A 25,364-nucleotide genomic window follows, 5' to 3' on the forward strand; every position below is an offset into this window, starting at 1 on the left:
TGTCATTGCAGCCAGTAATATGGCTTACAAAAACAGCCCAGCAGCTCTTCCGATGTTTCTCATCTATTCAGTAGTGAACGGTTTTTCACTGAGTTTCATCGTGTCGCTCTATCTACCAGGAACGGTTCTAACGGCCTTTATTTCCAGCGCAGCTCTCTTCTTTGTCATGGCTATTATTGGAGTTGTGATTAAAAAGGACTTGAGTGGTATCGGACGTGCTTTGATTGGAGCCTTGGTAGGTCTCATCTTGGCTATGATTGTTAATGTATTCTTAAACAGTGGTCTCTTCGATTACATTATCAGTATTGTCATGGTACTTGTTTTTGCAGGTTTGATTGCTTGGGATAACCAAAAGATTCGCTATGTTTATGAAGAATCAAATGGTCAAGTCGCTACAGGTTGGGCAATTTCATTGGCACTTAGCCTCTACCTCGACTTTATCAACGTCTTCCTCAGCTTCTTGCGTATCTTTGGAAGTGACGATTAATACTTTTAGAGCTCAAATGAGCTCTTTTTTTAATTTTTACTTTTATTTTTACTGGCAAAAGGGTATAATCATCTTATTATTCAAAAGGAGAGATGTATGAAGAAAAGTTTTATCCATCAACAGGAAGAAATTTCCTTTGTAAAAAATACCTTTACCCAGTATTTGAAAGATAAATTAGAAGTTGTGGAAGTGCAAGGACCAATCTTGAGTAAGGTTGGGGATGGGATGCAGGATAACCTTTCAGGGATTGAACATCCAGTTTCTGTTAAGGTTTTGCAAATCCCAGATGAAACCTATGAAGTGGTGCATTCCCTTGCTAAGTGGAAACGCCATACCTTGGCTCGTTTTGGTTTTGGCGAGGGTGAAGGCCTCTTTGTTCACATGAAGGCCCTTCGTCCAGACGAAGATTCGCTAGATGCGACTCACTCTGTCTATGTTGACCAGTGGGACTGGGAAAAGGTCATTCCTAATGGGCAACGCAATCTAGCCTATCTCAAAGAAACAGTTGAAAAGATTTATAAGGCTATTCGTTTAACAGAGTTAGCAGTAGAAGCACGCTATGATATTGAGTCAATTTTGCCTAAGCAAATTACCTTTATCCATACTGAAGAGTTGGTAGAACGCTACCCAGACTTGACACCAAAAGAACGTGAAAATGCTATCTGTAAGGAGTTCGGTGCGGTCTTCCTAATTGGTATCGGTGGAGAATTGTCAGATGGAAAACCTCATGACGGACGTGCACCAGACTATGATGACTGGACAACTGAGTCTGAAAATGGCTATCATGGTTTGAATGGGGACATCCTTGTTTGGAATGATAATTTGGGTGCAGCCTTTGAATTGTCTTCAATGGGCATTCGTGTCGATGAAGACACTCTCCGTCGCCAAGTAGCTATCACAGGAGACGAAGACCGTTTAACTTTAGAATGGCATAAGGCTCTCCTAAATGGACTCTTCCCATTGACAATCGGTGGAGGAATTGGTCAATCTCGTATGGCTATGTTCCTGCTTCGTAAGAAGCACATCGGTGAAGTCCAAACCAGTGTTTGGCCGCAAGAAGTGAGAGATACTTACGAAAATATTCTTTAATCAATCGAGCCGTAAGGTTCGATTTTCTTTTTTTGATAAGAATTTGGTATAATATACGGTATGAAAATCGTATCAGGAATCTACGGTGGGCGTCCTTTAAAGACGCTGGACGGTAAAACGACAAGGCCAACATCAGACAAGGTTAGGGGCGCTATTTTCAATATGATTGGTCCTTACTTTGAAGGCGGGCGTGTGCTAGATCTCTATGCTGGTAGTGGGGGGTTATCCATTGAAGCAGTTTCAAGAGGAATGTCCAGTGCCATTCTAGTTGAGAAGGATCGCCGAGCCCAGAATATAGTCGCAGAAAATATCCGAATGACTAAGGAAACCTCTAAGTTTCAATTGTTGAAAATAGAGTCCAGCCGTGCATTAGAACAGATTGATGGTGTCTTTGATCTTGTTTTTTTGGACCCTCCCTATGCAAAAGAACAAATCGTGTCCGATATTGAAAAAATGGCAGAGAGAAATCTTTTTTCAGAAGATGTCATGGTGGTTTGTGAGACCGATAAATCAGTAGAACTTCCAGAAGAAATTGCTTGTTTGGGTATCTGGAAGGAAAAAATATATGGGATTAGTAAGGTGACGGTTTATGTCAGATAAGATTGGGCTATTTACAGGTTCCTTTGATCCGATGACCAATGGACATTTGGATCTCATTGAGCGTGCAAGTAAGCTCTTTGATCAATTGTATGTAGGGATTTTTTATAATCCCCACAAAACGGGATTTTTACCGATAGAGAGCCGAAAGAAAACTGTTGAAAAAGCAGTAGCACATCTCAACAATGTCAAAGTCATAGCTTCTCACGATGAATTAGTCGTTGATGTTGCTAGAAGATTAGGTGCAGAGATCTTAGTGCGTGGTTTACGCAATACTACGGATCTTCAGTATGAAGCTAGTTTTGATTTTTACAACCATAAATTAGCGGGAGAAATGGAGACAATCTATCTCCACAGTCGACCAGAGCATGTTCACATCAGCTCTTCAGCTGTGAGAGAACTATTAAAATTTGGTCAAGATATCAGTGAGTATGTACCAAATACTGTCTTGGAGGAATTAGAAGATGAAGAAAAAGACTAGATGGCCCATATACCTGATTGTGGGACTTATCATTACCTTTGTTGCTTTTACAGTGCCCTTGCCTTATTACATTGAGGTTCCAGGGACTTCAGAGGATATTCGTAAGGTATTACAGGTAAATAATCAGCCTGATCAAGAGGAAGGTTCTTACCAGTTTGTAACAGTTGGTGTCCAACGTGCTCGACTAGCTCATTTGATCTATGCTTGGCTAACACCTTTCACAGATATTCATAGTGCTAAGGAAATGACAGGTGGTTCATCAGACGCAGAATTTGTCCGCATCAACCAATTCTACATGGAAACTTCGCAGAACATGGCCAAATACCAAGGCTTGAAGGCTGCTGGAAAAGAGATAGAGCTCAACTACCTTGGGGTCTACGTTTTAACCGTTACCGATAATTCGACCTTTAAAGGGATTCTCAATATTGCTGATACAGTAACAGCGGTTAATGCTAAGACTTTTGAGAGTTCTAAGGATTTAGTTGACTATGTCAATTCTCAAGCTCTAGGAGATAAGGTTAAGGTCACCTATGAAGAAGATGGGCAAATCAAGTCTGCCGAAGGGAAAATTATTACTCTGGAAAACGGGAAAAATGGTATCGGGATTGGCCTGATTGACCGCACGGAAGTGACTAGTGATATCCCAATTCGTTTTTCAACAGCAGGAATTGGTGGGCCGAGTGCAGGGCTTATGTTTAGTTTATCCATTTATACACAGATTGCAGAACCAACACTTCGGAATGGCCGTATCGTAGCTGGTACAGGAAGCATTGACAGAGATGGTAATGTGGGTGATATTGGTGGGATTGATAAAAAGGTTGTCTCCGCAGCTAAAAAAGGAGCAACAGTCTTCTTTGCTCCTAACAATCCAGTAACTGAAGAAGCTAAAAAGGCCAATCCACATGCAAAAAGTAATTATGATACGGCTGTAGAAGTTGCTGAAATGATCAAGACAGATATGAAGATTGTTCCAGTAAAAACACTTCAGGATGCGATTGACTATTTGAAAAATAATCCCTAAAAAGTAGGGGAATCTATAAACTAGCGTAGAAAAAGAGAAGATGGTATAATAGGCCGATGATTCAATTATTTTTAACCCTTAGTAGTCATATGTTCTTTGTCTATCTAGTCTTTCAACTTTTGAAAGACCTGGTTAAATGGGATCAGATTTTAAAGGTGAGCAAGGACAATGCGGGGAAGATTCGACTCTTGGTAGTATTGTTTAGTATCGGTTTAGGATATCTGATTAGTTCTTTTTTCCTAAATCTCTACCAACTCTGGCAAGAAGCAATTAGAGCGCTATTCTAAAATTGTAAGTAAAGGAAAATATTTTATGGAAAAAATTGTAGTTCGAGGTGGCGATAATCGCTTGATTGGAAGTGTCACCATCGAGGGCGCAAAAAATGCAGTTTTGCCTCTACTAGCGGCAACTATTTTAGCAAGTGAAGGAAAAACTGTTTTAAAAAATGTTCCAATCTTATCAGATGTCTTTACCATGAATCAAGTGGTTCGTGGATTGCATGCTCAAGTTGATTTTGATCAGGATGCTCATATTGTCGAAGTTGATGCAACTGGGGATATCACAGAAGAAGCTCCCTACAAGTATGTCAGCAAGATGCGTGCTTCTATTGTAGTATTGGGGCCAATCTTGGCTCGTGTAGGACACGCAAAGGTTTCTATGCCAGGTGGCTGTACCATCGGTAGTCGCCCTATCGACCTTCACCTAAAGGGACTCGAAGCAATGGGGGCTCAAATTACTCAGACAGCAGGTTATATCGAAGCTAAAGCAGAACGCTTGCACGGTGCACATATCTACATGGACTTCCCAAGTGTAGGTGCTACTCAAAACTTGATGATGGCGGCAACTCTTGCTAAGGGCGTAACTGTCATTGAAAATGCGGCGCGTGAACCTGAGATTGTCGACTTGGCTGTTCTCCTAAATAAAATGGGTGCCAAAGTCAAAGGTGCTGGTACAGAAACTATTACCATTACGGGTGTTGAGAAATTGCATGGTGCGACCCACAATGTTGTACAAGACCGTATCGAAGCTGGAACCTTCATGGTAGCAGCTGCTATGACCGGTGGAGATGTCTTGATTCAAGATGCCATTTGGGAACACAACCGTCCCTTGATAGCTAAATTGCTCGAAATGGGTGTTGAAGTCATTGATGAGGATGAAGGGATTCGTGTACGTTCTCAGCGGGATAAGCTAAAGGCGGTTCATGTTAAGACATTACCACATCCAGGATTTCCAACAGATATGCAGGCTCAGTTTACGGCCTTGATGACGGTAGCTCAAGGTGAATCAACCATGGTGGAGACTGTGTTTGAGAATCGCTTCCAACATTTAGAAGAGATGCGTCGTATGGGCTTGCACTCAGAAATTATCCGTGATACAGCTCGTATTATTGGCGGACAGCAACTCCAAGGTGCAGAAGTTCTATCAACCGACTTGCGTGCTAGTGCGGCCTTGATTTTAACAGGATTAGTAGCTGAAGGTGAGACGGTTGTTGGAAAACTTATCCACTTGGATAGAGGTTACTACCGTTTCCATGAAAAATTAGCTCAGTTAGGAGCTAATATTGAACGGGTAAGTGTGGAAGCTGATGAAGATGAATAAAGAAGCCAAATATGTATTGCGTCGTTTTGTCTTGGTTATGCTAGTTCTCCTTCTAGGTGCTTTAGCTCTTGCAATTGGTTTGATGATTGGCTATGGTATTCTAGGGAAGGGGGAAGACCCTTGGGCTATTTTGGCGCCAGCAAAATGGCAAGAACTCATCACAAAATTTACAGGGAAATAGGCTGGGACACCAGCCTTTTTCTAGGAATCGAATGTAATACTCAATGAAAATCAAAGAGCAAACTAGGAAGAGAGCCGCAGGTTGCTCAAAACACAGTTTTGAGGTTGTGGATAGAACTGACGAAGTCAGCTCAAAATACTGTTTTGAGGTTGTGGATGGAAGCTGACGTGGTTCGAAGAGTATAAGGAGAAAATATGAATAAAAAAACTAGACAGACTCTAGTAGGTCTCTTGCTTTTTCTGCTCTTGTCAGCAGGAAGTTATTATATCAAGGAGATGCAAGCTACCAACTCTGCGCCTCATACGCAAGTAAAGCAGAAGTCTCAATCATCGGATGCTCCAAGTCAAGAATTAGCTGAAAGTGTCCTGACAGATTCTATCAAAAAACAAATTAAGGGTTCTCTTGAATGGAATGGAGCAGGGGCCTTTATTGTCAATGGGAATAAGACTAATTTGGATGCAAAGGTTTCAAGCAAACCCTATGCTGATAATAAAACAAAAACTGTAGGTGGGGAGACGGTTCCAACTGTTGCTAATGCCCTCATGTCAAAAGCAACAAGACAGTACAAGGACCGTGAAGAAACCGGGAATGGCTCGACTTCTTGGACTCCAGCAGGCTGGCATCAGGTTAAGAATCTAAAGGGAAGTTACAATCATGCGGTCGATAGAGGGCATTTGTTGGGCTATGCCTTAATCGGTGGTTTAGATGGTTTTGATGCTTCTACTAGCAATCCTAAAAACATTGCCGTACAGACAGCTTGGGCCAACCAAGCGCGTGCAGAAGATTCGACAGGCCAAAACTACTATGAGAGCTTGGTTCGAAAAGCCCTAGATCAAAACAAACGAGTTCGTTACCGCGTGACATTACTCTATGCTACTGAGGAAGATTTGGTACCGTCAGCTTCTCAGATTGAAGCCAAGTCCTCTGATGGGGAGTTGGAGTTTAATGTCGTTATTCCAAATGTCCAAAAGGGAATTCAGCTTGACTACCGAACAGGTCAAGTTACGGTTACCAAAGCAAAATAGACTAAAAATCCCTTATCTCCTCAGATAGGGGATTAACTATTGAAATCGTAAAATAATGTGTAGAAGAGAAAAAATGTGGTATAATAGACTCAATTATACTATTTAGGAGAAGGAAAATGGAAGACCCGAGCAGTCAGGATTTGTTACTGCAATTTGTTTTATTAGTTGTTTTGACCTTTTTAAATGCCTTTTTCTCTGCAACAGAAATGGCCATGGTTTCACTTAGTCGTTCGCGTGTTGAGCAAAAAGCTGAAGAGGGAGATAAACGCTATATCCGTTTGCTAAAGGTGCTTGAAAACCCTAATCACTTTTTATCAACTATTCAAGTTGGTATCACCTTAATTACGATCTTGTCAGGGGCTAAACTAGCAGATTCACTTGGAGAGTTAATCGCCTCTTGGATGGGAAATAGCGAAACTGCCTATGCGGTAGCTAGCTTCTTATCATTAGCTTTCTTGACCTATATTTCTATTGTTTTTGGTGAGCTTTATCCTAAGCGAATTGCTCTAAATCTTAAGGATGCCTTGGCTATCCGAACAGTACCGTTTATTATTGGACTTGGTAAGATTGTGAGTCCCTTCGTTTGGATGCTCTCAGCATCAACTAATCTCTTGAGTCAATTGACACCGATGACATTTGACGATGCAGATGAAAAAATGACTCGTGATGAGATTGAGTATATGCTTACCAATAGTGAAGAAACCTTAGATGCTGATGAAATCGAAATGTTACAAGGTATTTTCTCGCTAGACGAGCTTATGGCACGTGAAGTCATGGTTCCTCGAACGGATGCCTTCATGGTTGATATTCAAGATGATACTCAAACCATTATCGAAAGCATTTTAAAACAAAACTTTTCTCGTATTCCTGTCTATGATGATGACAAGGATAACGTGATTGGTTTGATTCATACCAAGAGTCTGCTAAAAGCAGGGTTTACCGATGGTTTTGACAATATCGTATTGAGAAAGATTTTGCAGGAACCGCTCTTTGTACCTGAAACTATTTTTGTGGATGATTTGTTAAAAGAGTTGAGAAATTCACAAAGACAGATGGCAATTCTTCTTGATGAATATGGGGGAATGGCTGGTTTGGTTACTCTTGAGGATTTACTTGAAGAGATTGTTGGTGAAATAGATGATGAAACCGACCGAGCTGAGGTCTATGTTCACACTATTGGCGAAAATATCTATATCGTCCAAGGGACAATGAATTTAAATGACTTCAATGACTACTTTGATGTTGAACTTGAAAGTGATGATGTAGATACAATTGCTGGTTACTATTTGACTGGTGTGGGAACTATTCCAACATCAGAAAAACTTAGCTATGAGTTAGAAAGTAGCAATAAGCATATCACTCTAACCAATGATAAGGTCAAAAATGGACGTGTAACCAAGCTTAAGGTTCAAATCCAAGAACTCGAATCAGAAGAAGAAACAGAATAAAACAAAAGCTTTATCAGAGTAGAACTGATAAAGCTTTTCTAGTAGTAAAAAAGAAAAGACTCCTGTGGGAGCCTTCGATAATATAGAGGCGGTAGACGGATTTGAACCGACGATCAAGCTTTTGCAGAGCCGTGCCTTACCACTTGGCTATACCGCCTTAACTTTTATTATTATACCTTTTAAATTAAATCTCGTCAATAGTTTTCTTTTCTGAAAACATAAGATTCAAATGTTTAAAAAAACATGCGACAAAATATTCTGAAAATTCGTTTACTTTTTAAAAAAACTGTGGTATAATCTTCAATATCCACAATTTAAAACGAGGAGTTTATAAATATGAAAAAAAGTCGGATTCTTGCAGTAGCAGGTGTTGCCTTGCTTGCTACAGGTGTTCTTGCAGCTTGCGGTTCTTCAAAAACTTCTAATACTGAAGCGCCAAAAGCATATGGTTATGTATACACTGCTGATCCAGAAACATTGGACTACCTTATCTCTGGTAAACAAAGTACTAAAGTTGTCACTTCAAATGGTATTGATGGACTCTTTACAAATGACCAATATGGCAACTTGACTCCAGCATTAGCTGAAGACTGGTCAGTGTCTAAAGATGGATTGACATACACTTATAAGATTCGTAAAGGTGTAAAATGGCTCACATCTGATGGTGAAGAATATGCAGAAGTAACTGCTAATGACTTTGTTACAGGTTTGAAACACGCAGCTGATAAGAAATCAGAAGCATTGTATCTTGCCCAAGATTCTGTAAAAGGTTTGGCAGATTATGTGGCTGGAAACTCAACTGACTTTTCAACTGTTGGTGTAAAAGCTGTTGATGATTACACTCTTCAATACACTTTGAATAAACCAGAGCCATACTGGAACTCTAAAATGTCTTACGCAATCTTCTGGCCTTTGAATGCAGAGTTTGAAAAATCAAAAGGCTCTGACTTTGGTAAGTCTACAGATCCAACATCATTGCTTTACAATGGACCTTTCTTGCTTAAAGGGTTGACGGCTAAGTCTTCTGTTGAGTTTGTGAAGAATGAGCAATATTGGGATAAAGATAATGTTCATTTAGATACTGTAACGCTTGCATTCTATGATGGTTCAGACCAAGAATCAATCGAACGTAACTTTACAAGTGGAGCATACAGTTACGCCCGACTCTTCCCAACAAGTTCAAATTATTCTAAAATCGCAGAAACATACAAAGACAATATTTACTATACTCCACAAGGAGCTGGTATTGCTGGTTTGGGTGTTAATATTGACCGTCAAAGCTATAAGTACACATCCAAAACAACTGACGAAGAAAAAACATCTACTAAGAAAGCCCTTCTTAACAAAGACTTCCGTCAAGCTTTGAACTTTGCATTTGACCGTACATCATACTCTGCTCAGCTAAATGGTAAGGATGGAGCAGCCCTTGCTGTCCGTAACCTCTTCGTAAAACCAGAATTTGTTTCAGCAGGTGAAAAAACATTTGGTGACTTGGTCACTGAGAAAGTTGTTTCTTATGGTGATGAGTGGAAAGATGTAAACTTTGCGGATGGCCAAGATGGTCTTTACAATGCTGATAAAGCTAAAGCAGAACTAGCTAAAGCTAAAAAAGACCTTGAAGCAGATGGTGTGAAATTCCCAATCCACTTGGATATTCCAGTTGACCAAACATCTAAAAACTATATCGCTCGTATCCAATCATTCAAACAATCTGTTGAAACCGCTTTGGGTACAGATAATGTAGTTATCGATATCCAACAAATCACTACGGATGAATTACACAATATCACGTACTACGCTGCTAGTGCGGCAGCAGAAGATTGGGACCTTTCAGGTGCTGTTGGATGGAATCCAGACTATGATGATCCATCGACTTACCTTGATATCTTGAAATCAACTAATAGTGAAACAACTAAGACCTACATGGGCTATGACAATCCATCAAACCCAGCGGTTGCTCAAGTTGGTTTGAAAGATTACGACAAATTAGTTGATGATGCAGCTAGTGAAACAAGTGACCTTAACAAACGTTATGAGAAATATGCAGCAGCTCAAGCTTGGTTGACAGATAGCTCACTCTTCCTTCCAGCTATGTCATCTTCAGGAGCAGCACCAGTTATTTCTCGTGTAGTACCATTCTCAGCCTCTTACACTCAATCTGGTGATAAAGGTTCAGATGTATACTTCAAGTACCTTAAATTGCAAGCTAACACTGTAACAACCAAAGAGTACAAAGAAGCTCGTGAAAAATGGCTCAAAGAAAAAGCTGAATCAAACGAAAAAGCTCAAAAAGAGTTAGCGAGTCATGTGAAATAAATAATGCTCATCAGAACTTTCTCTCCTAAAGGAGAAGGTTCTTTTGGGATTTTAAAGGAAATAATATGAAAAAATATGTTTTTATGCGTATCTTGCGGTCGTTGGTTTCTATTTTCTTAGTAACGACCTTGATTTACACAATCATCTATACGATGGTTCCACGGAAGTTGATCTTCAAACAAGATACTAACTACAATAAAATTGCGACAACGGCTGATAAACGAGATAACTATGAAAATACTGTCTTTGAGCGTATGGGTTATATCGAATATTACGATACGAAAGAGTTGCAGGAAAAAGCTAGTAGCATTGACTCTTCTGTTACAGTAGATGCAAATGATACAAATAAAGCAATCTATGAAAAATATATCCAACAACTTGGGAATGGTTGGACTCTTGGTGAGTTTACAGAGAGTGGACAATTCTACGCTACACGTGAAATTCCTATTTTTGAGCGTGTGTTCAAATTCTATGCAAACTTGCTTGATATTGACCATACAAACAAGATTCAAGACCCAGAAAATCCAAACTTAGAGCGTTATTTGCGCTTTGAGAATGACCCTGCGATCGGTTGGTCTCTTGTGGGTTCAGGTACTAAACATAAATACCTCTTGTACTTCAATAGTCAGTTCCCATTTGTTCACCAAAACTTTGTCAACTTGAACCTAGGAGATTCTTATCCAACTTATGCCAATACTCCTGTTCTTCAAGTTATTACACAAGGACAAGGACAAACCAAGACTTCTGAAGTTCAATTCCCAACTGGTAAGAAAACATCATCAGTTAATATTTACTCAAGAACTTATAAATCTCCGAGTCAAGCTGATGCTCGTGAAGTAGCCAACTACGGTAAAGATGATCCTTATACAGCTACTGAGAGCAACTATCAGTACCCATCTATGATTGCAAGTTCTGCTATCACTGGTTTGATTGGTCTTTCGATTTCATACGCGATTGCGATTCCTCTTGGTTCAGCAATGGCTCGTTTCAAAAACACTTGGATTGATAGTTTCGCTACAGGGACTCTAACTTTCTTGTTGGCTCTTCCAACGATTGCCCTAGTCTATATTATTCGTTTGATTGGTTCTTCAATCGGCTTCCCAGACTCATTCCCAATCTTGGGTGCTGGTGATTGGCGTTCTTATGTCCTTCCTGCTGTGATTTTGGGCTTGTTAGGAGCACCTACTATGGCAATTTGGATTCGCCGTTATATGATTGACTTGCAATCACAAGATTTCGTTCGTTTTGCTCGTGCAAAAGGTTTGTCTGAGAAAGAGATTTCTGATAAGCATATCTTTAAAAATGCTATGGTACCACTTGTTTCTGGTATTCCAGGTGCTATCATTGGTGTTATTGGTGGAGCAACTCTTACAGAAACAGTCTTCGCCTTCCCAGGTATGGGTAAAATGTTGATCGACTCTGTAAAGGCTTCAAACAATAATATGGTAGTTGGTCTTGTCTTTATCTTCACTTGTGTCTCAATCTTCTCAAACCTTATTGGTGATATTTGGATGACGATTATTGACCCACGTATTAAATTGACAGAGAAAGGAGGCAAATAATGTCTACAATTAGTAATGAAAAATTTCAGTTTGTAAAACGTGATGATTATGCCTCTGAAGCAATTGATGCTCCTGCCTACTCATACTGGGGTTCTGTCTTTAGACAGTTTTTGAAGAAGAAATCAACAGTAATCATGCTAGGTATCTTGATTGCAATTGTTTTGATGAGTTTCATTTACCCAATGTTTTCTGATTTTGACTTTAATGATGTAAGTAAGGTAAACGATTTTAGCGCTCGTTACATTAAGCCAAATGCTGAATATTGGTTTGGAACAGACAGTAATGGTAAATCTCTCTTTGATGGTGTCTGGTTTGGGGCTCGTAACTCTATCTTGATTTCGGTTATTGCTACCTTTGTTAACCTTTTTATCGGTGTTGTCATTGGTGGACTTTGGGGGATCTCAAAATCAGTTGACCGTATCATGATGGAAGTCTACAACGTTATCAACAATATTCCATCACTTTTGATCGTTATTGTTTTGACTTACTCTATCGGGGCAGGTTTCTGGAACTTGATCTTTGCCATGAGTGTAACCACTTGGATTGGTGTTGCCCATTCAATTCGTATCCAAATGTTACGTTACCGTGATTTAGAGTACAACCTTGCTTCACGTACCTTGGGAACACCAAGTTATAAGATTATTGTGAAAAACATTATGCCCCAATTGGTATCTGTTATTGTTACGAGTACGTCGCAAATGCTTCCAGCCTTTATCTCATATGAGGCTTTCCTATCATTCTTTGGACTTGGCTTGCCCATCACAGTACCAAGTTTGGGACGTTTGATTTCAGATTATTCTCAGAACGTAACAACCAATGCATATCTCTTCTGGATTCCATTGACAACTTTGGTCTTGGTATCCTTGTCCCTTTTCGTAGTAGGTCAAAACCTAGCGGATGCTAGTGATCCACGTACACATAGATAGGAGTAGACATGATAAAAGGAAAAAATGTAATTTTGACTGCTCAAGATATTGTCGTGGAATTTGATGTTCGTGACAAGATTTTGACAGCTATTCGAGGTGTCTCCATCGATTTGATTGAGGGAGAGGTCCTCGCCTTAGTTGGGGAGTCAGGTTCAGGTAAATCAGTTTTGACAAAAACATTCACAGGAATGTTGGAAGAAAATGGTCGTATTGCACAAGGTAGTATTAATTACCGTGGACAAGATTTGACAGCCTTATCTTCTCATAAAGAATGGGAAAGTATTCGTGGTGCGAAGATTGCAACTATCTTCCAAGATCCGATGACCAGTCTAGACCCAATCAAGACAATCGGAAGTCAAATCACAGAAGTTATTGTTAAACACCAAGGCAAGACTGCTCAAGAAGCTAAAGAGATGGCTATTGACTATATGAATAAAGTTGGTATTCCAGATTCTGAGAAACGTTTTGACGAGTATCCATTCCAATATTCAGGGGGAATGCGTCAACGTATTGTTATCGCGATTGCTCTTGCCTGTCGTCCAGACATTCTTATCTGTGATGAGCCGACAACAGCTCTTGACGTGACCATTCAGGCACAGATTATTGATTTGTTGAAGTCACTTCAACACGAATACCACTTTACAACAATCTTTATCACCCACGACCTAGGTGTTGTAGCAAGTATCGCTGATAAAGTTGCAGTTATGTATGCTGGTGAAATCGTCGAGTATGGTACTGTTGAAGAAATCTTCTACGACCCACGTCATCCATATACATGGAGCCTCTTGTCAAGCTTGCCTCAACTTGCGGATGACAAAGGTGAATTGTACTCAATCCCTGGAACACCTCCATCGCTTTATACTGAATTGAAGGGAGATGCTTTTGCTCTTCGTTCAGATTATGCTATGAAGATTGACTTCGAGGAAAAAGCACCTCAGTTTGCAGTATCTGATACTCATTGGGCTAAGACATGGTTGCTTCATGAACAAGCTCCAAAAGTTGAAAAACCATCGGTGATTGCAGATTTACACGACAAGATTCGTGAAAAGATGGGCTTTACACATCTTGAGGACTAGGAGGAAGGAAATGTCTGAAAAATTAGTAGAAATTAAAGACTTAGAAATTTCCTTCGGTGAAGGAAGCAAAAAGTTTGTCGCTGTTAAAAATGCGAACTTCTTTATCAACAAAGGAGAAACTTTCTCACTTGTTGGAGAGTCTGGTAGTGGTAAGACAACAATTGGTCGTGCTATTATCGGTCTTAATGATACTAGCAAAGGTGATATCATCTTTGAAGGTAAAAAAATTAATGGTAAAAAATCACGTGAAGAAGCTTCGGAATTAATCCGTCGTATTCAAATGATTTTCCAAGACCCTGCTGCAAGTTTGAATGAACGTGCAACGGTTGACTATATCATTTCTGAAGGTCTTTATAACTATCATTTGTTTAAAGATGAAGAAGAAAGAAAAGAAAAAGTTCAAAATATCATTCGTGAAGTGGGACTTTTGGCTGAACACTTGACACGTTATCCACATGAGTTTTCAGGTGGTCAACGTCAACGTATTGGGATTGCCCGTGCCTTGGTTATGCAACCTGACTTCGTTATTGCGGATGAGCCAATTTCAGCCTTGGACGTTTCAGTACGTGCCCAAGTTTTGAACTTGCTCAAGAAATTCCAAAAAGAATTAGGATTGACTTATCTCTTTATCGCCCACGATTTGTCAGTAGTTCGTTTCATTTCTGATCGTATTGCGGTAATTTATAAGGGTGTTATTGTTGAAGTGGCTGAAACTGAAGAATTGTTTAATAATCCAGTTCATCCATACACGCAAGCACTTCTATCAGCTGTTCCTATTCCAGACCCAATCTTGGAACGTAAAAAAGTTTTGAAAGTCTATGATCCAGATCAACATGACTATGAAACTGATAAACCTTCTATGGTAGAAATTCGTCCAGGTCACTATGTTTGGGCAAACCAAGCAGAGTTGGAACGCTATAAAAAAGATTTGAAATAAGAAAGAGTTTTGTAATCTTGGTAGAACAATTCTATTAAGATTATGAAACTTTTTTATTTTTTGTAAAAAACTAGTTTAAAGATAGACAACTATATACCCGAAAACATGCTAATACTCGATGAAAATCAAAGAGCAAACTAAGAAGCTAGCCGCAGGTTGCTCAAAGCACGGCTTTGAGGTTGCAGATAAAGCTGACGTAGTTTGAAGAGATTTTCGAAGAGTATAAGATAAGACTAGTCTTCAATGACTCTTGGAGGAGAGACCAAAGAAGCTGTTATTCTTTGAAAGTGTATTGAATTTATACAGAATGGAATGGATAAAACTACTTTCAGATAAGCTTTTATGAATCTTCAAAATTAAAATCACTTTCTATTTAAAATATCAGTCTTGCATTGCCTTCCTTTATGTGCTAGAGTTATGGTAACGGTTACAAAATTAAGGAGGGTTTTATGAGAAATCCAGCACTAATAGAAGAAATGAAAACTTACAGAGGGCGAGATGAAGTTCCGCAAGACTTTGACGATTTTTGGGATGGGGAGATTGAGAAGGTTTCGGTCTTGCCAGATTACCAATTAGAGGAACGTGATTTTCGTATTCCAAATGTGAAGTGTTATGAGCTAACTTTTAAAGGTACACGTGATGGGCTCGTTTATGCGAGAGTGGTCTTACCAAAATCAGAAAAGAAAGTACCTGTCATTTTCCACTTCCATGGCTATATGGGACGTTGTTGGGATTGGACAGATATGTTGGCCTTTACAGTCGCTGGTTATGGTGTTGTATCTATGGATGTCCGTGGTCAGTCTGGTTACTCACAAGATGGCTTGCGCTCACCTCTCGGAAATACAGTTAAGGGCCAAATCATTCGTGGTGCAGTAGAAGGAAAAGAGCAACTCTTCTATAAGGATGTTTATCTTGATATTTATCAATTAGTTGAGATTGTAGCTAGTTTCCCACAAGTGGATGAAGGCCAATTAGCAAGCTATGGAGCTTCTCAAGGAGGAGCGCTGGCTCTGGTGGCTGCGGGGTTAAATCCACGGATTAAGCGAACCGTAGCTATTTATCCATTCTTGTCAGACTTTAGACGAGTGATAGAGATTGGAAATACTAGCGAAGCCTATGATGAGCTCTTTCGTTACTTTAAGTTCCATGATCCATTCCATGAGACTGAAGAGCAGATTATGGAAACACTTAGCTATATCGATGTAAAAAATCTTGCCCATCGTATTAAGGGGGAAGTTCGGATGATTACTGGACTTGATGACGATGTCTGCTATCCAATCACTCAGTTTGCTATTTACAACCGTTTGACTTGTGAAAAGAGTTATCGTATCATGCCTGAATATGCTCACGAAGCCATGAATGTTCATGTCAATGATCAAGTTTACAACTGGTTGTGTGGCAGTGAGATCCCCTTTACCTATCTTGGTCACTAAAAATTGAAAAATAGCTCTGTAGTTTCGAATGAACTACAGGCTTTTCTTTATGTGACTCAGATAATGAGAAAGTAGTTTCAGGTGGTTTGAAACTTCTAAATATCTTTGAAAGTAGAATCTATTATAGATTATAAAGTCTAAAATTTAGAATATTTATTATATAATATGGTTAAGATAAAAAATGAAAGGAGTCTAGCTGTTTGCTTATTCTTAACATAGAGTTTATAAAAGTGCAACAGCATTTCATTTACAAAGAATGGCAATTCCATTCAATAATACAGTTTCTTATTTGCAGCTAGTTTGAGTGGCTAAAAATTTTAAGCAAAAAAGAAAGCGCTTTATTTTTTAAAAAAATAACGGAAGGGAAAACATGAATCAGAGAGATTTTGATAGAAAACAGAGATATGGAATTCGGAAATTTGCAGTTGGAGCAGCTTCAGTAGTGATTGGAGCGGTTGTTTTTGGTGCTGCACCGGCTTTGGCTCAAGAGGCGCCATCAGCGAATGGTGAAACAGCGGGGCAATCTTTGCCAGAATTGCCTAAGGAAGTAGAGACAGGAAGTCTAGCTAATTTAGATAAGGAGCTTGCAGGCCAAGTAACCACAGTAAATAATAGTGGAACAGAAGTGAGCCGTGAAGAGTTGCAAGCAAACCCAGCGTCTGAAAAACCAACCGGAACAGAAACATCAAACGAAACTCCAGCTACAGAGAGTAAAGACGAAGAAGAAGTTGGAAACATTCCGCGTGACTTTTATGCAAGAGAGTTGGAAAATGCCAATACTGTTATAGAGAAAGAAGATGTTGAAACCAATCCTTCAAACGGTCAAAGAGTTGACATGAAGGAGGAGCTCGACAAGCTTAAAAAACTTCAAAATGCGACCATTCATATGGAGTTTAAGCCAGATGCATCTGCTCCACGTTTTTACAACCTCTTCTCAGTTTCTAGTGATACCAAAGTAAATGAGTATTTCACTATGGCCATCCTTGATAACACAGCTATCGTTGAAGGTCGTGATGCAAATGGAAACCAATTCTATGGTGATTATAAAACTGCTCCTTTGAAAATTAAGCCAGGTGAGTGGAACTCTGTAACCTTTACAGTTGAAAGACCAAATGCAGACCAACCAAAAGGTCAAGTTCGTGTCTATGTGAATGGTGTCTTGTCGCGTACAAGTCCTCAGTCTGGTCGTTTCATTCAAGATATGCCAGATGTCAACCATGTACAAATCGGTACAACAAAACGCACAGGCAAAAACTTCTGGGGCGCCAATCTTAAAGTCCGTAATCTAACGGTTTATGACCGTGCTCTTTCTCAAGAAGAAGTTAAAAAACGTAGCCAACTTTTTGAAAGAGGAGAGTTGGAGAAGAAACTTCCTGAAGGAGCAGAAGTTACTGATAAACTGGATGTTTTTGAAGGTGGTGAGAACCGCAAGCCAAATAAAGATGGTATCGCAAGCTACCGCATTCCTGCCCTGCTGAAAACTGATAAAGGAACCTTGATTGCTGGTGCAGATGAGAGACGCTTGCATCACTCTGACTGGGGCGATATCGGTATGGTTGTTCGTCGTAGTGATGATAAGGGCAAAACGTGGGGAGATAGAATTGTCATCTCAAATCCTCGGGACAATGAGAATGCCAGAAGAGCTCATGCGGGATCACCAGTCAACATTGACATGGCCCTAGTCCAAGATCCGAAAACTAAGCGAATCTTCTCTATTTTTGATATGTTCGTAGAAGGTGAAGCTGTCAGAGATTTACCAGGAAAAGCACCACAAGCCTATGAGCAAATTGGAGATAAGGTTTATCAGGTTCTATACAAAAAAGGTGAAGCAGGACGTTATACAATCCGTGAAAATGGTGAAGTCTTTGACCCTGAAAATAGAAAGACAGAATACCGTGTTGTAGTTGATCCTAAGAAACCAGCCTATAGTGATAAGGGTGACCTTTACAAGGGTGAGGAACTAATCGGTAATGTCTACTTTGATTACAGCGACAAGAATATCTTTAGAGTTTCAAACACCAACTATCTCTGGATGTCTTATAGTGATGACGATGGTAAAACTTGGTCTGCACCAAAAGATATTACATACGGCATTCGTAAGGACTGGATGCACTTCTTAGGTACTGGACCTGGTACAGGTATTGCCTTACATTCAGGACCTCATAAAGGGCGTCTTGTTATCCCTGCCTACACTACAAATAACGTATCCTACCTAAGTGGTTCTCAGTCTTCACGCGTCATTTACTCAGATGACCATGGTGAAACTTGGCACGCTGGTGAAGCGGTCAATGATAACCGTCCAGTAGGTAACCAAACAATTCATTCTTCAACTATGAATAATTCAGGTGCTCAAAATACTGAGTCAACTGTTGTTCAGTTGAATAATGGGGATCTCAAACTCTTCATGCGTGGATTGACAGGTGATCTTCAAGTAGCGACAAGTAAAGATGGCGGAGCAACTTGGGAAAAAGATGTAAAACGCTATTCAGATGTCAAAGACGTCTACGTTCAAATGTCTGCCATTCATACGGTGCAAGATGGTAAGGAATATATCATCCTCAGTAATGCAGGTGGGCCAGGACGTTACAATGGTCTGGTGCACTTAGCGCGTGTGGAAGCTAATGGAGATTTAACTTGGCTCAAGCACAATCCAATTCAAAGTGGCAAATTTGCCTATAACTCCTTGCAAGATCTTGGAAATGGTGAATTTGGCTTGCTTTATGAGCATGCAACTGCCACTCAAAATGAATACACCTTGTCTTATAAGAAATTCAACTGGGATTTCTTAAGCAAGGATAGAATTGCTCCAACAAAAGCAACTGTAAAAAATGCTGTGGAGATGAGCAAAAATGTCATTGCTCTAGAATTTGATTCTGAAGTATTGGTGAATCAACCACCAGTTCTTAAATTGGCAAATGGTAACTTTGCTGCTTTCTTGACGCAATACGATACCAAAACATTGCTTTTCGCAGTTAACAAGGAAGATATTGGTAAAGAAATTACAGAAATCATTGATGGTGCAATTGAGAGCATGCATAATTTGCCTGTAAGTCTTGAAGGTGCAGGAGTCCCTGGTGGTAAAAATGGAGCAAAAGCAGAAATCCATGAAGTCCCAGAATTTACAGGTGCAGTCAATGGTGAAGGTACAGTTCATGAGGATCCAGCCTTTGATGGTGGCGTCAACGGTGAGGAAGCAGCCGTTCATGATGTACCAGCCTTTGAAGGTGGTGTGAACGGCGAAGAAGCGGCTGTTCATGACGTTCCAGAAATAGAGGTTGAAGAAAATCCACCAGGAACTATTAACGAAGTTCCGGAATTTGAAGGTGGGGTTAATGGTGCCGAAGTGGCCGTTCATGATGTGCCAGCCTTTGAAGGTGGTGTGAACGGTGAGGAAGCCGCGGTCCATGAAGTTCCAGAGGGTAGTCTAGTAGAAAGCTCAAAAGGAGAGTCTGCCGTTCATGAAGTTCCAGCCTTTGAAGGTGGAGTCAATGGTGAGGAAGGAGCTAAGGCAGAAAGTACAGAGTTCGAAGGCGGTGTTAATGCAGTAGAATCCGCTAAGTTAGAAGTTCCAGAGTACGTAGGTGGCGTCAATGGTGAGGAAGCAACTAAATCAGAAGTCCCAGAATTTGATGGTGGTGTCAATGGATTAGAATCCGCTAAGTTAGAAGCGCCAGAATATACAGGTGGCGTGAATGGATTAGAGGCTGCTAAGTTGGATTCTCCAGAATATACAGGTGGTGTTAATGCAGTAGAATCCGCTAAGTTAGAAGCGCCAGAATATACAGGTGGCGTCAATGGATTAGAATCCGCTAAGTTAGAAGCTCCAGAATACACAGGTGGTGTTAATGCAGTAGAATCCGCTAAGTTAGATTCTCCAGAATACACAGGTGGTGTGAATGCGGTAGAATCTGCTAAGTTAGAAGTTCCAGAGTACACAGGTGGCGTCAATGCAGTAGAGGCCGCTCAGTTAGAGGTACCAGAATATACAGGCGGTGTTAATGGAGTAGAACCTGCTAAGTTAGAAGTTCCAGAGTACACAGGTGGCGTTAATGGAGTAGAACCTGCTAAGTTAGAAGTTCCAGAGTACACAGGTGGCGTCAATGGAGTAGAGGCCGCTAAGTTAGAGGTGCCAGAGTATACAGGTGGTGTTAATGGGCTAGAAGCTGCGAGTACAGAAGTTCCAGCCTATGTAGGTGGTGTAAACAGTGCTGAAGCTGCTATCCATGAGGTCTCAGAGTATAAGGGAGAACAGTCAATTGTGGTTCAAGCTATGGCACAAGATAAAACTTATCAAGCCCCTGCTGCTCGTCAGCAACTTCTTCCTGAAACAGGAAGTGAAGATCTTGCTCCTCTTGCTTCTCTAGGACTTGTAGGCATGCTCCTAGGTATGTTTGCCATGGGCAAGAAAAAAGAAAATCAATGAAATAGTTAAAACCAACGAAATTCATAGAGAAATTTGATCTTATATTAGAAAGGGTCGTGACTAGAAAAAGTTACGGCCTTTTGATCTAGATAAATCAGGAGTCAAATAGTTAATACTCTTCGAAAATCTCTTCAAACCACATCAGCTTCGCCTTACCGTATATGTGTTACTGACTTCGTCAGTTCTATCCACAACCTCAAAACGGTGTTTTGAGCAACCTGCGGCTAGCTTCCTAGTTTGCTCTTTGATTTTCATTGAGTATAAGTTTGAGATAAAGTTCATTAAAAAAACGATTCAACCGAATGAAGCAATTTTCTGTTTGAAAAAATTCAAAGCATCCGAAAGTAGTTTCAACTGTCTGAGTTTGTGTTTCAAAAATTGAAAGTACAATCTGTTCTGTTTCAATCTCTCTTAAAAGGGGAGGAATTATTATATAATGAGAGTAAGATAAAATTTGAAAGGAGTAGGATACTCTAGTTAACGATGGAATGATGAGAGATTGTTGATCGTTAAGTGAGAGAAAATTTGAAAGAGCGAGTGTAACCATTCGTGAAAAAGTGATTTTTGTCATTTAGTCAGATGACTAAAAATTTTAAGCAAAAAAGAAAGCGCTTTATTTTTAAAAATGAAAGGAAGAAAGATGAAGCATAATCAGTTGGATAGAAAACAACGATACGGAATTCGCAAATTTACAGTAGGAGCCGCTTCAGTAGTGATTGGAGCAGTTGTTTTGGGTGCATCGCCAGTATTGGCACAAGAATCAACAACTACCAATAAGGAAACGACAGAACTAGGAGTAGAGAAGGATCAGGTAGAAAAAGCAGTAGATACTGAAAAGACTGCGACAGATTCTAATGGGGTAGATACAGTCACACATGCATCTACAGAAGCACATACTGGAACAGAGGCAACTGCAACGACAGAAACAACTGCAACAGCAGAAACGGCAGAAGCAACTAGAGAAACCGAAAAAGATCCAGCTGTGCTTCCACGTGATTACTATGCTAGAGAGTTGGAAAATGTCAATACTGTTCTTGAAAAGGAAGATGTAGAGACCAATGCTGCAAATAGCAATAGAATTGATCTGACAGAGCAATTGGAAAAACTGAAACAGCTTCAAAATGCGACCATTCATATGGAGTTCAAACCAGATGCTTCTGCACCAGCATTTTACAACCTTTTCTCAGTCTCAAGTGATAAGGTAAGAAATGAATACTTTACAATGGCTGTGTATAATAATGTTGCCTTAATCGAAGGCCGCGATCAAAACGGCGACCAATTTTATGATAGATACACAGACGCACCATTAACAGTCAAACCAGGTCAGTGGAATTCAGTAACCTTTACAGTTGAAAGACCAAGTGCTGATTCTCCAGATGGACAAGTTCGTCTCTATGTAAACGGAGTTTTGTCACGAACAAGTAAGAAATCAGGACGCTTTATCAAAGATATGCCTGATGTAAATCATATGCAAATTGGTTCCACAAATCGTGCAGGAAGTATGGTTTGGGGGGCAGGCTTACAAGTTCGTAATCTAACTGTTTACGATCGTGCCTTGAGTCCAGAAGAGGTTCAAAATCGTAGCTACCTCTTTGAAAGATCCGAATTAGAGAAAAAGCTTCCAGAAGGAGCTGAGATAACAGATAAAAAGGATGTCTTTGAAGCTGGTAAAAATGGGCAGTCAAATCCAGATGGTATTAATAGCTATCGTATTCCAGCCCTCCTTAAGACTGACAAGGGAACTCTGATTGCTGGTGCTGACGAACGCCGCTTACACCACTATGATTGGGGTGATATCGGTATGGTCGTTAAACGAAGTGAAGACAAGGGCCAAACATGGGGCGATCGCATCACTCTTACCAATCTTCGTGACAACCCAAAAGCCAATGATCCATCTGTTGGTTCACCAGTGAATATTGACATGGTCTTGGTTCAAGATACTGAAACCAAGCGTATCTTCTCAGTCTATGATATGTTCCCAGAAGGGAAAGGTATCTTTGGTATGTCTTCTCAAAAAGAAGAGGCCTACAAAGAAATCGATGGAAAAACTTATCAAATTCTCTATCGTGAAGGAGAAAATGGAGCCTATACGATTCGTGAAAATGGTGTTGTCTACACACCAGATGGTCAGGCAACGGATTACCGTGTTGTTGTAAATCCAGTCAAGCCGGCTTATAGCGATAAAGGTGATCTTTATCAGGGAGAGCAACTGCTAGGAAATATCTATTTTACAAGCAATAAAACTTCTCCATTTAGAATTGCTAAAGACAGCTACCTATGGATGTCTTACAGTGATGATGATGGTAAAACTTGGTCTGCACCACAAGATATTACTCCAATGGTCAAAGCTGATTGGATGAAATTCTTAGGTGTGGGACCTGGAGTGGGCATTACCCTCCAGAATGGACCTCATAAAGGTCGGATCGTCGTTCCTGTCTATACGACAAACAGAACAAACCATCTCAACGGATCTCAATCATCTCGTATCATCTACTCAGATGATCATGGTAAGACTTGGCATATGGGCGGCGGTGTCAATGATAACCGTACACTTTATGATGGTACAGTAGTTGATTCAAGCAACATGAACAATTACTACGCTCAAAATACGGAGGCTTCAGTTGTTCAGCTGAACAATGGTCAGTTAAAACTCTTTATGCGTGGTTTGACTGGTGATTTGCAGGTTGCGACAAGTCATGATGGTGGTATTACATGGGACAACTATGTAGCGCGCTATGATGTACCTGATGTTTATGTTCAAATGGCGGCGACTCATACGGTTCAAGATGGTAAAGAGTACATCCTTCTAGCAAATGCCAATGGCCCAGGTCGTAAGAATGGTTATATTCGAGTAGCTCGCGTAGAAGAAGATGGCGAGTTGACTTGGCTGCATCATCATTTGATTCAAGAAGGGGAGTACGCCTATAACTCACTTCAACAGATCGGACCAAAAGAATTTGGTCTCTTGTACGAACATCATGAAGCTGGTGGCAATCCTTATACTCTATCCTTCAAGAAATTCAACTGGGATTTCCTAACGAAGGAAAGAATTTCTCCTAAAGAAGCCAAAGTTAAAAATGTTATTGAAAAATGGCCAGGAATTCTTGCAGTAGAATTTGATTCAGAAGTTTTGGTTAACAAAATCCCAACACTTCAGTTGGCAAATGGTAAAAAAATAAACTTTATGACCCAGTACGATACTAAGACTCTTCTATTCACAATAGACAAGTCAGATCTTGGTCAGGAGATAACTGGACTTGCTTCTGGAGCTATCGAGAGTATGCACAACCTTCCAGTGAGTCTTGAAGGAGCAGGTATTCCTGGAGCTGCCAACGGTAGTGAAGCTGCTGTTAACGAAGTACCAGAATTCACAGGTGGTGTTAATGGTGTAGAAGCTGCTGTTCATGAAGTACCAGAATTCGAAGGTGGGGTAAATGGCGAAGAGGCTGCTGTAACGGAGCTCCCAGAGTATACTGAAGCTATTGGTACAGTAGGTGAAGAAGCAGCCCCGATAGTGGAACTTACAGAATTTACAGGTGGAGTCAATGGTAGTGAAGCAGCTGTGCATGAAGTACCAGAATTCACAGGCGGAGTAAGCGCTGATAGTCCTGTAACTCCTGAAAACCCAGGATTTGCGGGTGGTGTCAATGGTCTAGAACCAGCTGTTCATGAAGTCCCAGCATTTACGGGCAGTGTGAAGAATGACGTCGCACCGACAGAAAAACCAGGATTTGTAGGCGATGTCAAAGGTTCAGAAGGAGCAGGCCATAAAGATCCAGATCACAAAGGTCAGCAGTCTATTGTATCACAGGCTATGTCACAAGATAAGACCTATCAAGCACCTGCAGTTCGTCAAGATGTTCTTCCTAAGACAGGAAACGAAGATGACTCTGTCATTGCCTCAGTAGGACTTGTGGGGATGCTCCTTGGTATGTTTGCTTTGGGGAAGAGAAAAGAAGATTAGTCAAATCGTTAAAATTGAAGGTTTCCTTAGTGAAACTAAATCTTATACTCAATGAAAATCAAAGAGCAAACTAGGAAGCTAGCCGCAGGCTGTACTTGAGTACGGCAAGGGGACGCTGACGTGGTTTGAATTTGATTTTTGAAGAGTATTAGTTAGAAAGAGTCGTAACGAAAATTAGTTACGGCCTTTTTCTTTCATGTTTGCGAGAAAAAAGGGCTGTTTTCAAGATTTAAGAGGTGTTGGGATGGATTTTAGGTCCCTGAAACTACTTTCAGAAGAGACTGTTGCATAAAATTGTTTTGAAACTCCAATCTATTCTAGCACAAGTTATTGAAAGCGCTTTAATAATAAGCTATAATAGTCACATAAACACAAAGGAAAAGAAAAGGAGGAAAGTAGATGCCACAAATTAGTAAAGAAGCCTTGATTGAACAAATCAAAGATGGAATCATCGTTTCTTGTCAGGCACTTCCTCATGAACCGCTCTACACAGAAGCGGGAGGAGTTATCCCCTTGTTGGTGAAAGCAGCTGAACAAGGTGGTGCAGTCGGTATCCGAGCAAACAGTGTTCGAGATATTAAGGAGATTAAAGAGGTCACTAAACTTCCGATTATCGGAATTATTAAACGTGATTATCCACCACAGGAACCATTCATCACAGCGACTATGAGAGAGGTAGATGAACTAGCAGCTCTTGACATCGAAGTCATTGCTCTTGACTGTACCAAACGTGAACGTCATGATGGTTTAGAGATCCAAGAATTTATCCGCCAAATCAAAGAAAAATATCCAAATCAAC

The 25,364-nt window shown here is 40.3% G+C and carries 18 protein-coding genes, 1 tRNA gene and 1 pseudogene; 19 read left to right on the forward strand and 1 reads right to left on the reverse strand.

The features are described 5' to 3' along the window. The 10 genes from SINDD18_RS08310 to SINDD18_RS08355 form a co-directional block, all read left to right on the forward strand. Nucleotides 1-487, forward strand: a 487-nt coding sequence (locus SINDD18_RS08310) for a Bax inhibitor-1/YccA family protein (protein WP_241497364.1), incomplete at its 5' end; no start/stop codon positions are given. 96 nt (nt 488-583) lie between these two features. Then, nucleotides 584-1,576: an aspartate--ammonia ligase gene (gene asnA / locus SINDD18_RS08315; RefSeq protein WP_000747986.1), complete on the forward strand. Its 993-nt coding sequence runs from the start codon at nt 584-586 to the stop codon at nt 1,574-1,576. 60 nt (nt 1,577-1,636) lie between these two features. Continuing rightward, nucleotides 1,637-2,176, forward strand: coding sequence for a 16S rRNA (guanine(966)-N(2))-methyltransferase RsmD (rsmD, locus tag SINDD18_RS08320; RefSeq protein ID WP_061863802.1), 540 nt, complete (start codon nt 1,637-1,639; stop codon nt 2,174-2,176). Continuing rightward, nucleotides 2,166-2,654 (forward strand): pantetheine-phosphate adenylyltransferase, encoded by a 489-nt coding sequence (coaD, locus tag SINDD18_RS08325; protein ID WP_061863803.1) that lies wholly within the window; start codon nt 2,166-2,168, stop codon nt 2,652-2,654. The genes rsmD and coaD overlap by 11 nt, the downstream gene beginning before the upstream one ends. Then, a complete protein-coding gene (locus SINDD18_RS08330; RefSeq protein WP_061863804.1) occupies nt 2,638-3,675 on the forward strand; it encodes a SepM family pheromone-processing serine protease in 1,038 nt (345 codons plus the stop codon). Before coaD ends, SINDD18_RS08330 begins: the two co-directional genes overlap by 17 nt. Nucleotides 3,676-3,731: 56 nt before the next feature. Further along, nucleotides 3,732-3,962, forward strand: coding sequence for a DUF1146 family protein (locus SINDD18_RS08335; RefSeq protein WP_061863805.1), 231 nt, complete (start codon nt 3,732-3,734; stop codon nt 3,960-3,962). A gap of 25 nt (nt 3,963-3,987) precedes the next feature. Next, nucleotides 3,988-5,274: a UDP-N-acetylglucosamine 1-carboxyvinyltransferase gene (gene murA / locus SINDD18_RS08340; RefSeq protein WP_061863806.1), complete on the forward strand. Its 1,287-nt coding sequence runs from the start codon at nt 3,988-3,990 to the stop codon at nt 5,272-5,274. Beyond that, nucleotides 5,261-5,455, forward strand: a complete 195-nt coding sequence (locus tag SINDD18_RS08345) for a DNA-directed RNA polymerase subunit beta (protein ID WP_075230249.1) — start codon at nt 5,261-5,263, stop codon at nt 5,453-5,455. Before murA ends, SINDD18_RS08345 begins: the two co-directional genes overlap by 14 nt. Nucleotides 5,456-5,649: 194 nt before the next feature. After that, nucleotides 5,650-6,480 (forward strand): DNA/RNA non-specific endonuclease, encoded by an 831-nt coding sequence (locus SINDD18_RS08350; protein ID WP_061863807.1) that lies wholly within the window; start codon nt 5,650-5,652, stop codon nt 6,478-6,480. Between the two features lie 116 nt (nt 6,481-6,596). Next, nucleotides 6,597-7,928 (forward strand): hemolysin family protein, encoded by a 1,332-nt coding sequence (locus SINDD18_RS08355; RefSeq protein WP_060956211.1) that lies wholly within the window; start codon nt 6,597-6,599, stop codon nt 7,926-7,928. An 86-nt stretch (nt 7,929-8,014) separates the two neighbouring features. On the opposite strand, the gene SINDD18_RS08360 is transcribed toward SINDD18_RS08355, so the two are convergent. After that, a tRNA-Cys gene (locus tag SINDD18_RS08360) sits at nt 8,015-8,085 on the reverse strand. A 179-nt stretch (nt 8,086-8,264) separates the two neighbouring features. Between SINDD18_RS08360 and SINDD18_RS08365 the strand changes: the two genes are divergently transcribed. From SINDD18_RS08365 to SINDD18_RS08410, 9 genes and pseudogenes are all read left to right on the forward strand, one after another. Continuing rightward, nucleotides 8,265-10,244 carry a peptide ABC transporter substrate-binding protein gene (locus SINDD18_RS08365; RefSeq protein WP_061863808.1) on the forward strand — a complete coding sequence of 660 codons (1,980 nt, stop codon included), beginning with the start codon at nt 8,265-8,267 and terminating at the stop codon, nt 10,242-10,244. Between the two features lie 65 nt (nt 10,245-10,309). After that, on the forward strand, nt 10,310-11,806 hold the full coding sequence (locus SINDD18_RS08370) for an ABC transporter permease (protein ID WP_049528232.1): 1,497 nt from the start codon (nt 10,310-10,312) through the stop codon (nt 11,804-11,806). Further along, the gene (gene oppC / locus SINDD18_RS08375; RefSeq protein WP_049528229.1) at nt 11,806-12,732 is read left to right on the forward strand and encodes an oligopeptide ABC transporter permease OppC; all 927 of its coding nucleotides are present in this window, start codon (nt 11,806-11,808) and stop codon (nt 12,730-12,732) included. The genes SINDD18_RS08370 and oppC overlap by 1 nt, the downstream gene beginning before the upstream one ends. 8 nt (nt 12,733-12,740) lie before the next feature. Continuing rightward, nucleotides 12,741-13,808 (forward strand): ABC transporter ATP-binding protein, encoded by a 1,068-nt coding sequence (locus SINDD18_RS08380; RefSeq protein ID WP_049528226.1) that lies wholly within the window; start codon nt 12,741-12,743, stop codon nt 13,806-13,808. Nucleotides 13,809-13,818: 10 nt separating this feature from the next. Continuing rightward, nucleotides 13,819-14,745, forward strand: a complete 927-nt coding sequence (locus SINDD18_RS08385) for an ATP-binding cassette domain-containing protein (RefSeq protein WP_061863809.1) — start codon at nt 13,819-13,821, stop codon at nt 14,743-14,745. Nucleotides 14,746-15,194: 449 nt separating this feature from the next. Next, on the forward strand, nt 15,195-16,178 hold the full coding sequence (locus tag SINDD18_RS08395) for an acetylxylan esterase (RefSeq protein ID WP_061863810.1): 984 nt from the start codon (nt 15,195-15,197) through the stop codon (nt 16,176-16,178). 370 nt (nt 16,179-16,548) lie between these two features. Further along, on the forward strand, nt 16,549-20,601 hold the full coding sequence (locus SINDD18_RS08400; RefSeq protein ID WP_061863811.1) for an SIALI-17 repeat-containing surface protein: 4,053 nt from the start codon (nt 16,549-16,551) through the stop codon (nt 20,599-20,601). Between the two features lie 640 nt (nt 20,602-21,241). Continuing rightward, nucleotides 21,242-24,565 carry an SIALI-17 repeat-containing surface protein gene (locus tag SINDD18_RS08405; RefSeq protein ID WP_061863812.1) on the forward strand — a complete coding sequence of 1,108 codons (3,324 nt, stop codon included), beginning with the start codon at nt 21,242-21,244 and terminating at the stop codon, nt 24,563-24,565. 399 nt (nt 24,566-24,964) lie between these two features. Next, nucleotides 24,965-25,364: pseudogene (locus SINDD18_RS08410) on the forward strand (N-acetylmannosamine-6-phosphate 2-epimerase); the annotation flags it as partial.

It is taken from the genome of Streptococcus infantis, assembly GCF_001579645.1.
Taxonomy (GTDB): Bacteria; Bacillota; Bacilli; order Lactobacillales; family Streptococcaceae; genus Streptococcus; species Streptococcus infantis_E.

What these genes read in the sequence shown, in the direction of transcription:
- asnA (WP_000747986.1), top strand. Translation starts at nt 584, where the DNA reads ATGAAGAAAAGTTTTATCCATCAACAGGAAGAAATTTCCTTTGTAAAA.
- rsmD (WP_061863802.1), top strand. Translation starts at nt 1,637, where the DNA reads ATGAAAATCGTATCAGGAATCTACGGTGGGCGTCCTTTAAAGACGCTG.
- coaD (WP_061863803.1), top strand. Translation starts at nt 2,166, where the DNA reads ATGTCAGATAAGATTGGGCTATTTACAGGTTCCTTTGATCCGATGACC.
- SINDD18_RS08330 (WP_061863804.1), top strand. Translation starts at nt 2,638, where the DNA reads ATGAAGAAAAAGACTAGATGGCCCATATACCTGATTGTGGGACTTATC.
- SINDD18_RS08335 (WP_061863805.1), top strand. Translation starts at nt 3,732, where the DNA reads ATGATTCAATTATTTTTAACCCTTAGTAGTCATATGTTCTTTGTCTAT.
- murA (WP_061863806.1), top strand. Translation starts at nt 3,988, where the DNA reads ATGGAAAAAATTGTAGTTCGAGGTGGCGATAATCGCTTGATTGGAAGT.
- SINDD18_RS08345 (WP_075230249.1), top strand. Translation starts at nt 5,261, where the DNA reads ATGAAGATGAATAAAGAAGCCAAATATGTATTGCGTCGTTTTGTCTTG.
- SINDD18_RS08350 (WP_061863807.1), top strand. Translation starts at nt 5,650, where the DNA reads ATGAATAAAAAAACTAGACAGACTCTAGTAGGTCTCTTGCTTTTTCTG.
- SINDD18_RS08355 (WP_060956211.1), top strand. Translation starts at nt 6,597, where the DNA reads ATGGAAGACCCGAGCAGTCAGGATTTGTTACTGCAATTTGTTTTATTA.
- SINDD18_RS08365 (WP_061863808.1), top strand. Translation starts at nt 8,265, where the DNA reads ATGAAAAAAAGTCGGATTCTTGCAGTAGCAGGTGTTGCCTTGCTTGCT.
- SINDD18_RS08370 (WP_049528232.1), top strand. Translation starts at nt 10,310, where the DNA reads ATGAAAAAATATGTTTTTATGCGTATCTTGCGGTCGTTGGTTTCTATT.
- oppC (WP_049528229.1), top strand. Translation starts at nt 11,806, where the DNA reads ATGTCTACAATTAGTAATGAAAAATTTCAGTTTGTAAAACGTGATGAT.
- SINDD18_RS08380 (WP_049528226.1), top strand. Translation starts at nt 12,741, where the DNA reads ATGATAAAAGGAAAAAATGTAATTTTGACTGCTCAAGATATTGTCGTG.
- SINDD18_RS08385 (WP_061863809.1), top strand. Translation starts at nt 13,819, where the DNA reads ATGTCTGAAAAATTAGTAGAAATTAAAGACTTAGAAATTTCCTTCGGT.
- SINDD18_RS08395 (WP_061863810.1), top strand. Translation starts at nt 15,195, where the DNA reads ATGAGAAATCCAGCACTAATAGAAGAAATGAAAACTTACAGAGGGCGA.
- SINDD18_RS08400 (WP_061863811.1), top strand. Translation starts at nt 16,549, where the DNA reads ATGAATCAGAGAGATTTTGATAGAAAACAGAGATATGGAATTCGGAAA.
- SINDD18_RS08405 (WP_061863812.1), top strand. Translation starts at nt 21,242, where the DNA reads ATGAAGCATAATCAGTTGGATAGAAAACAACGATACGGAATTCGCAAA.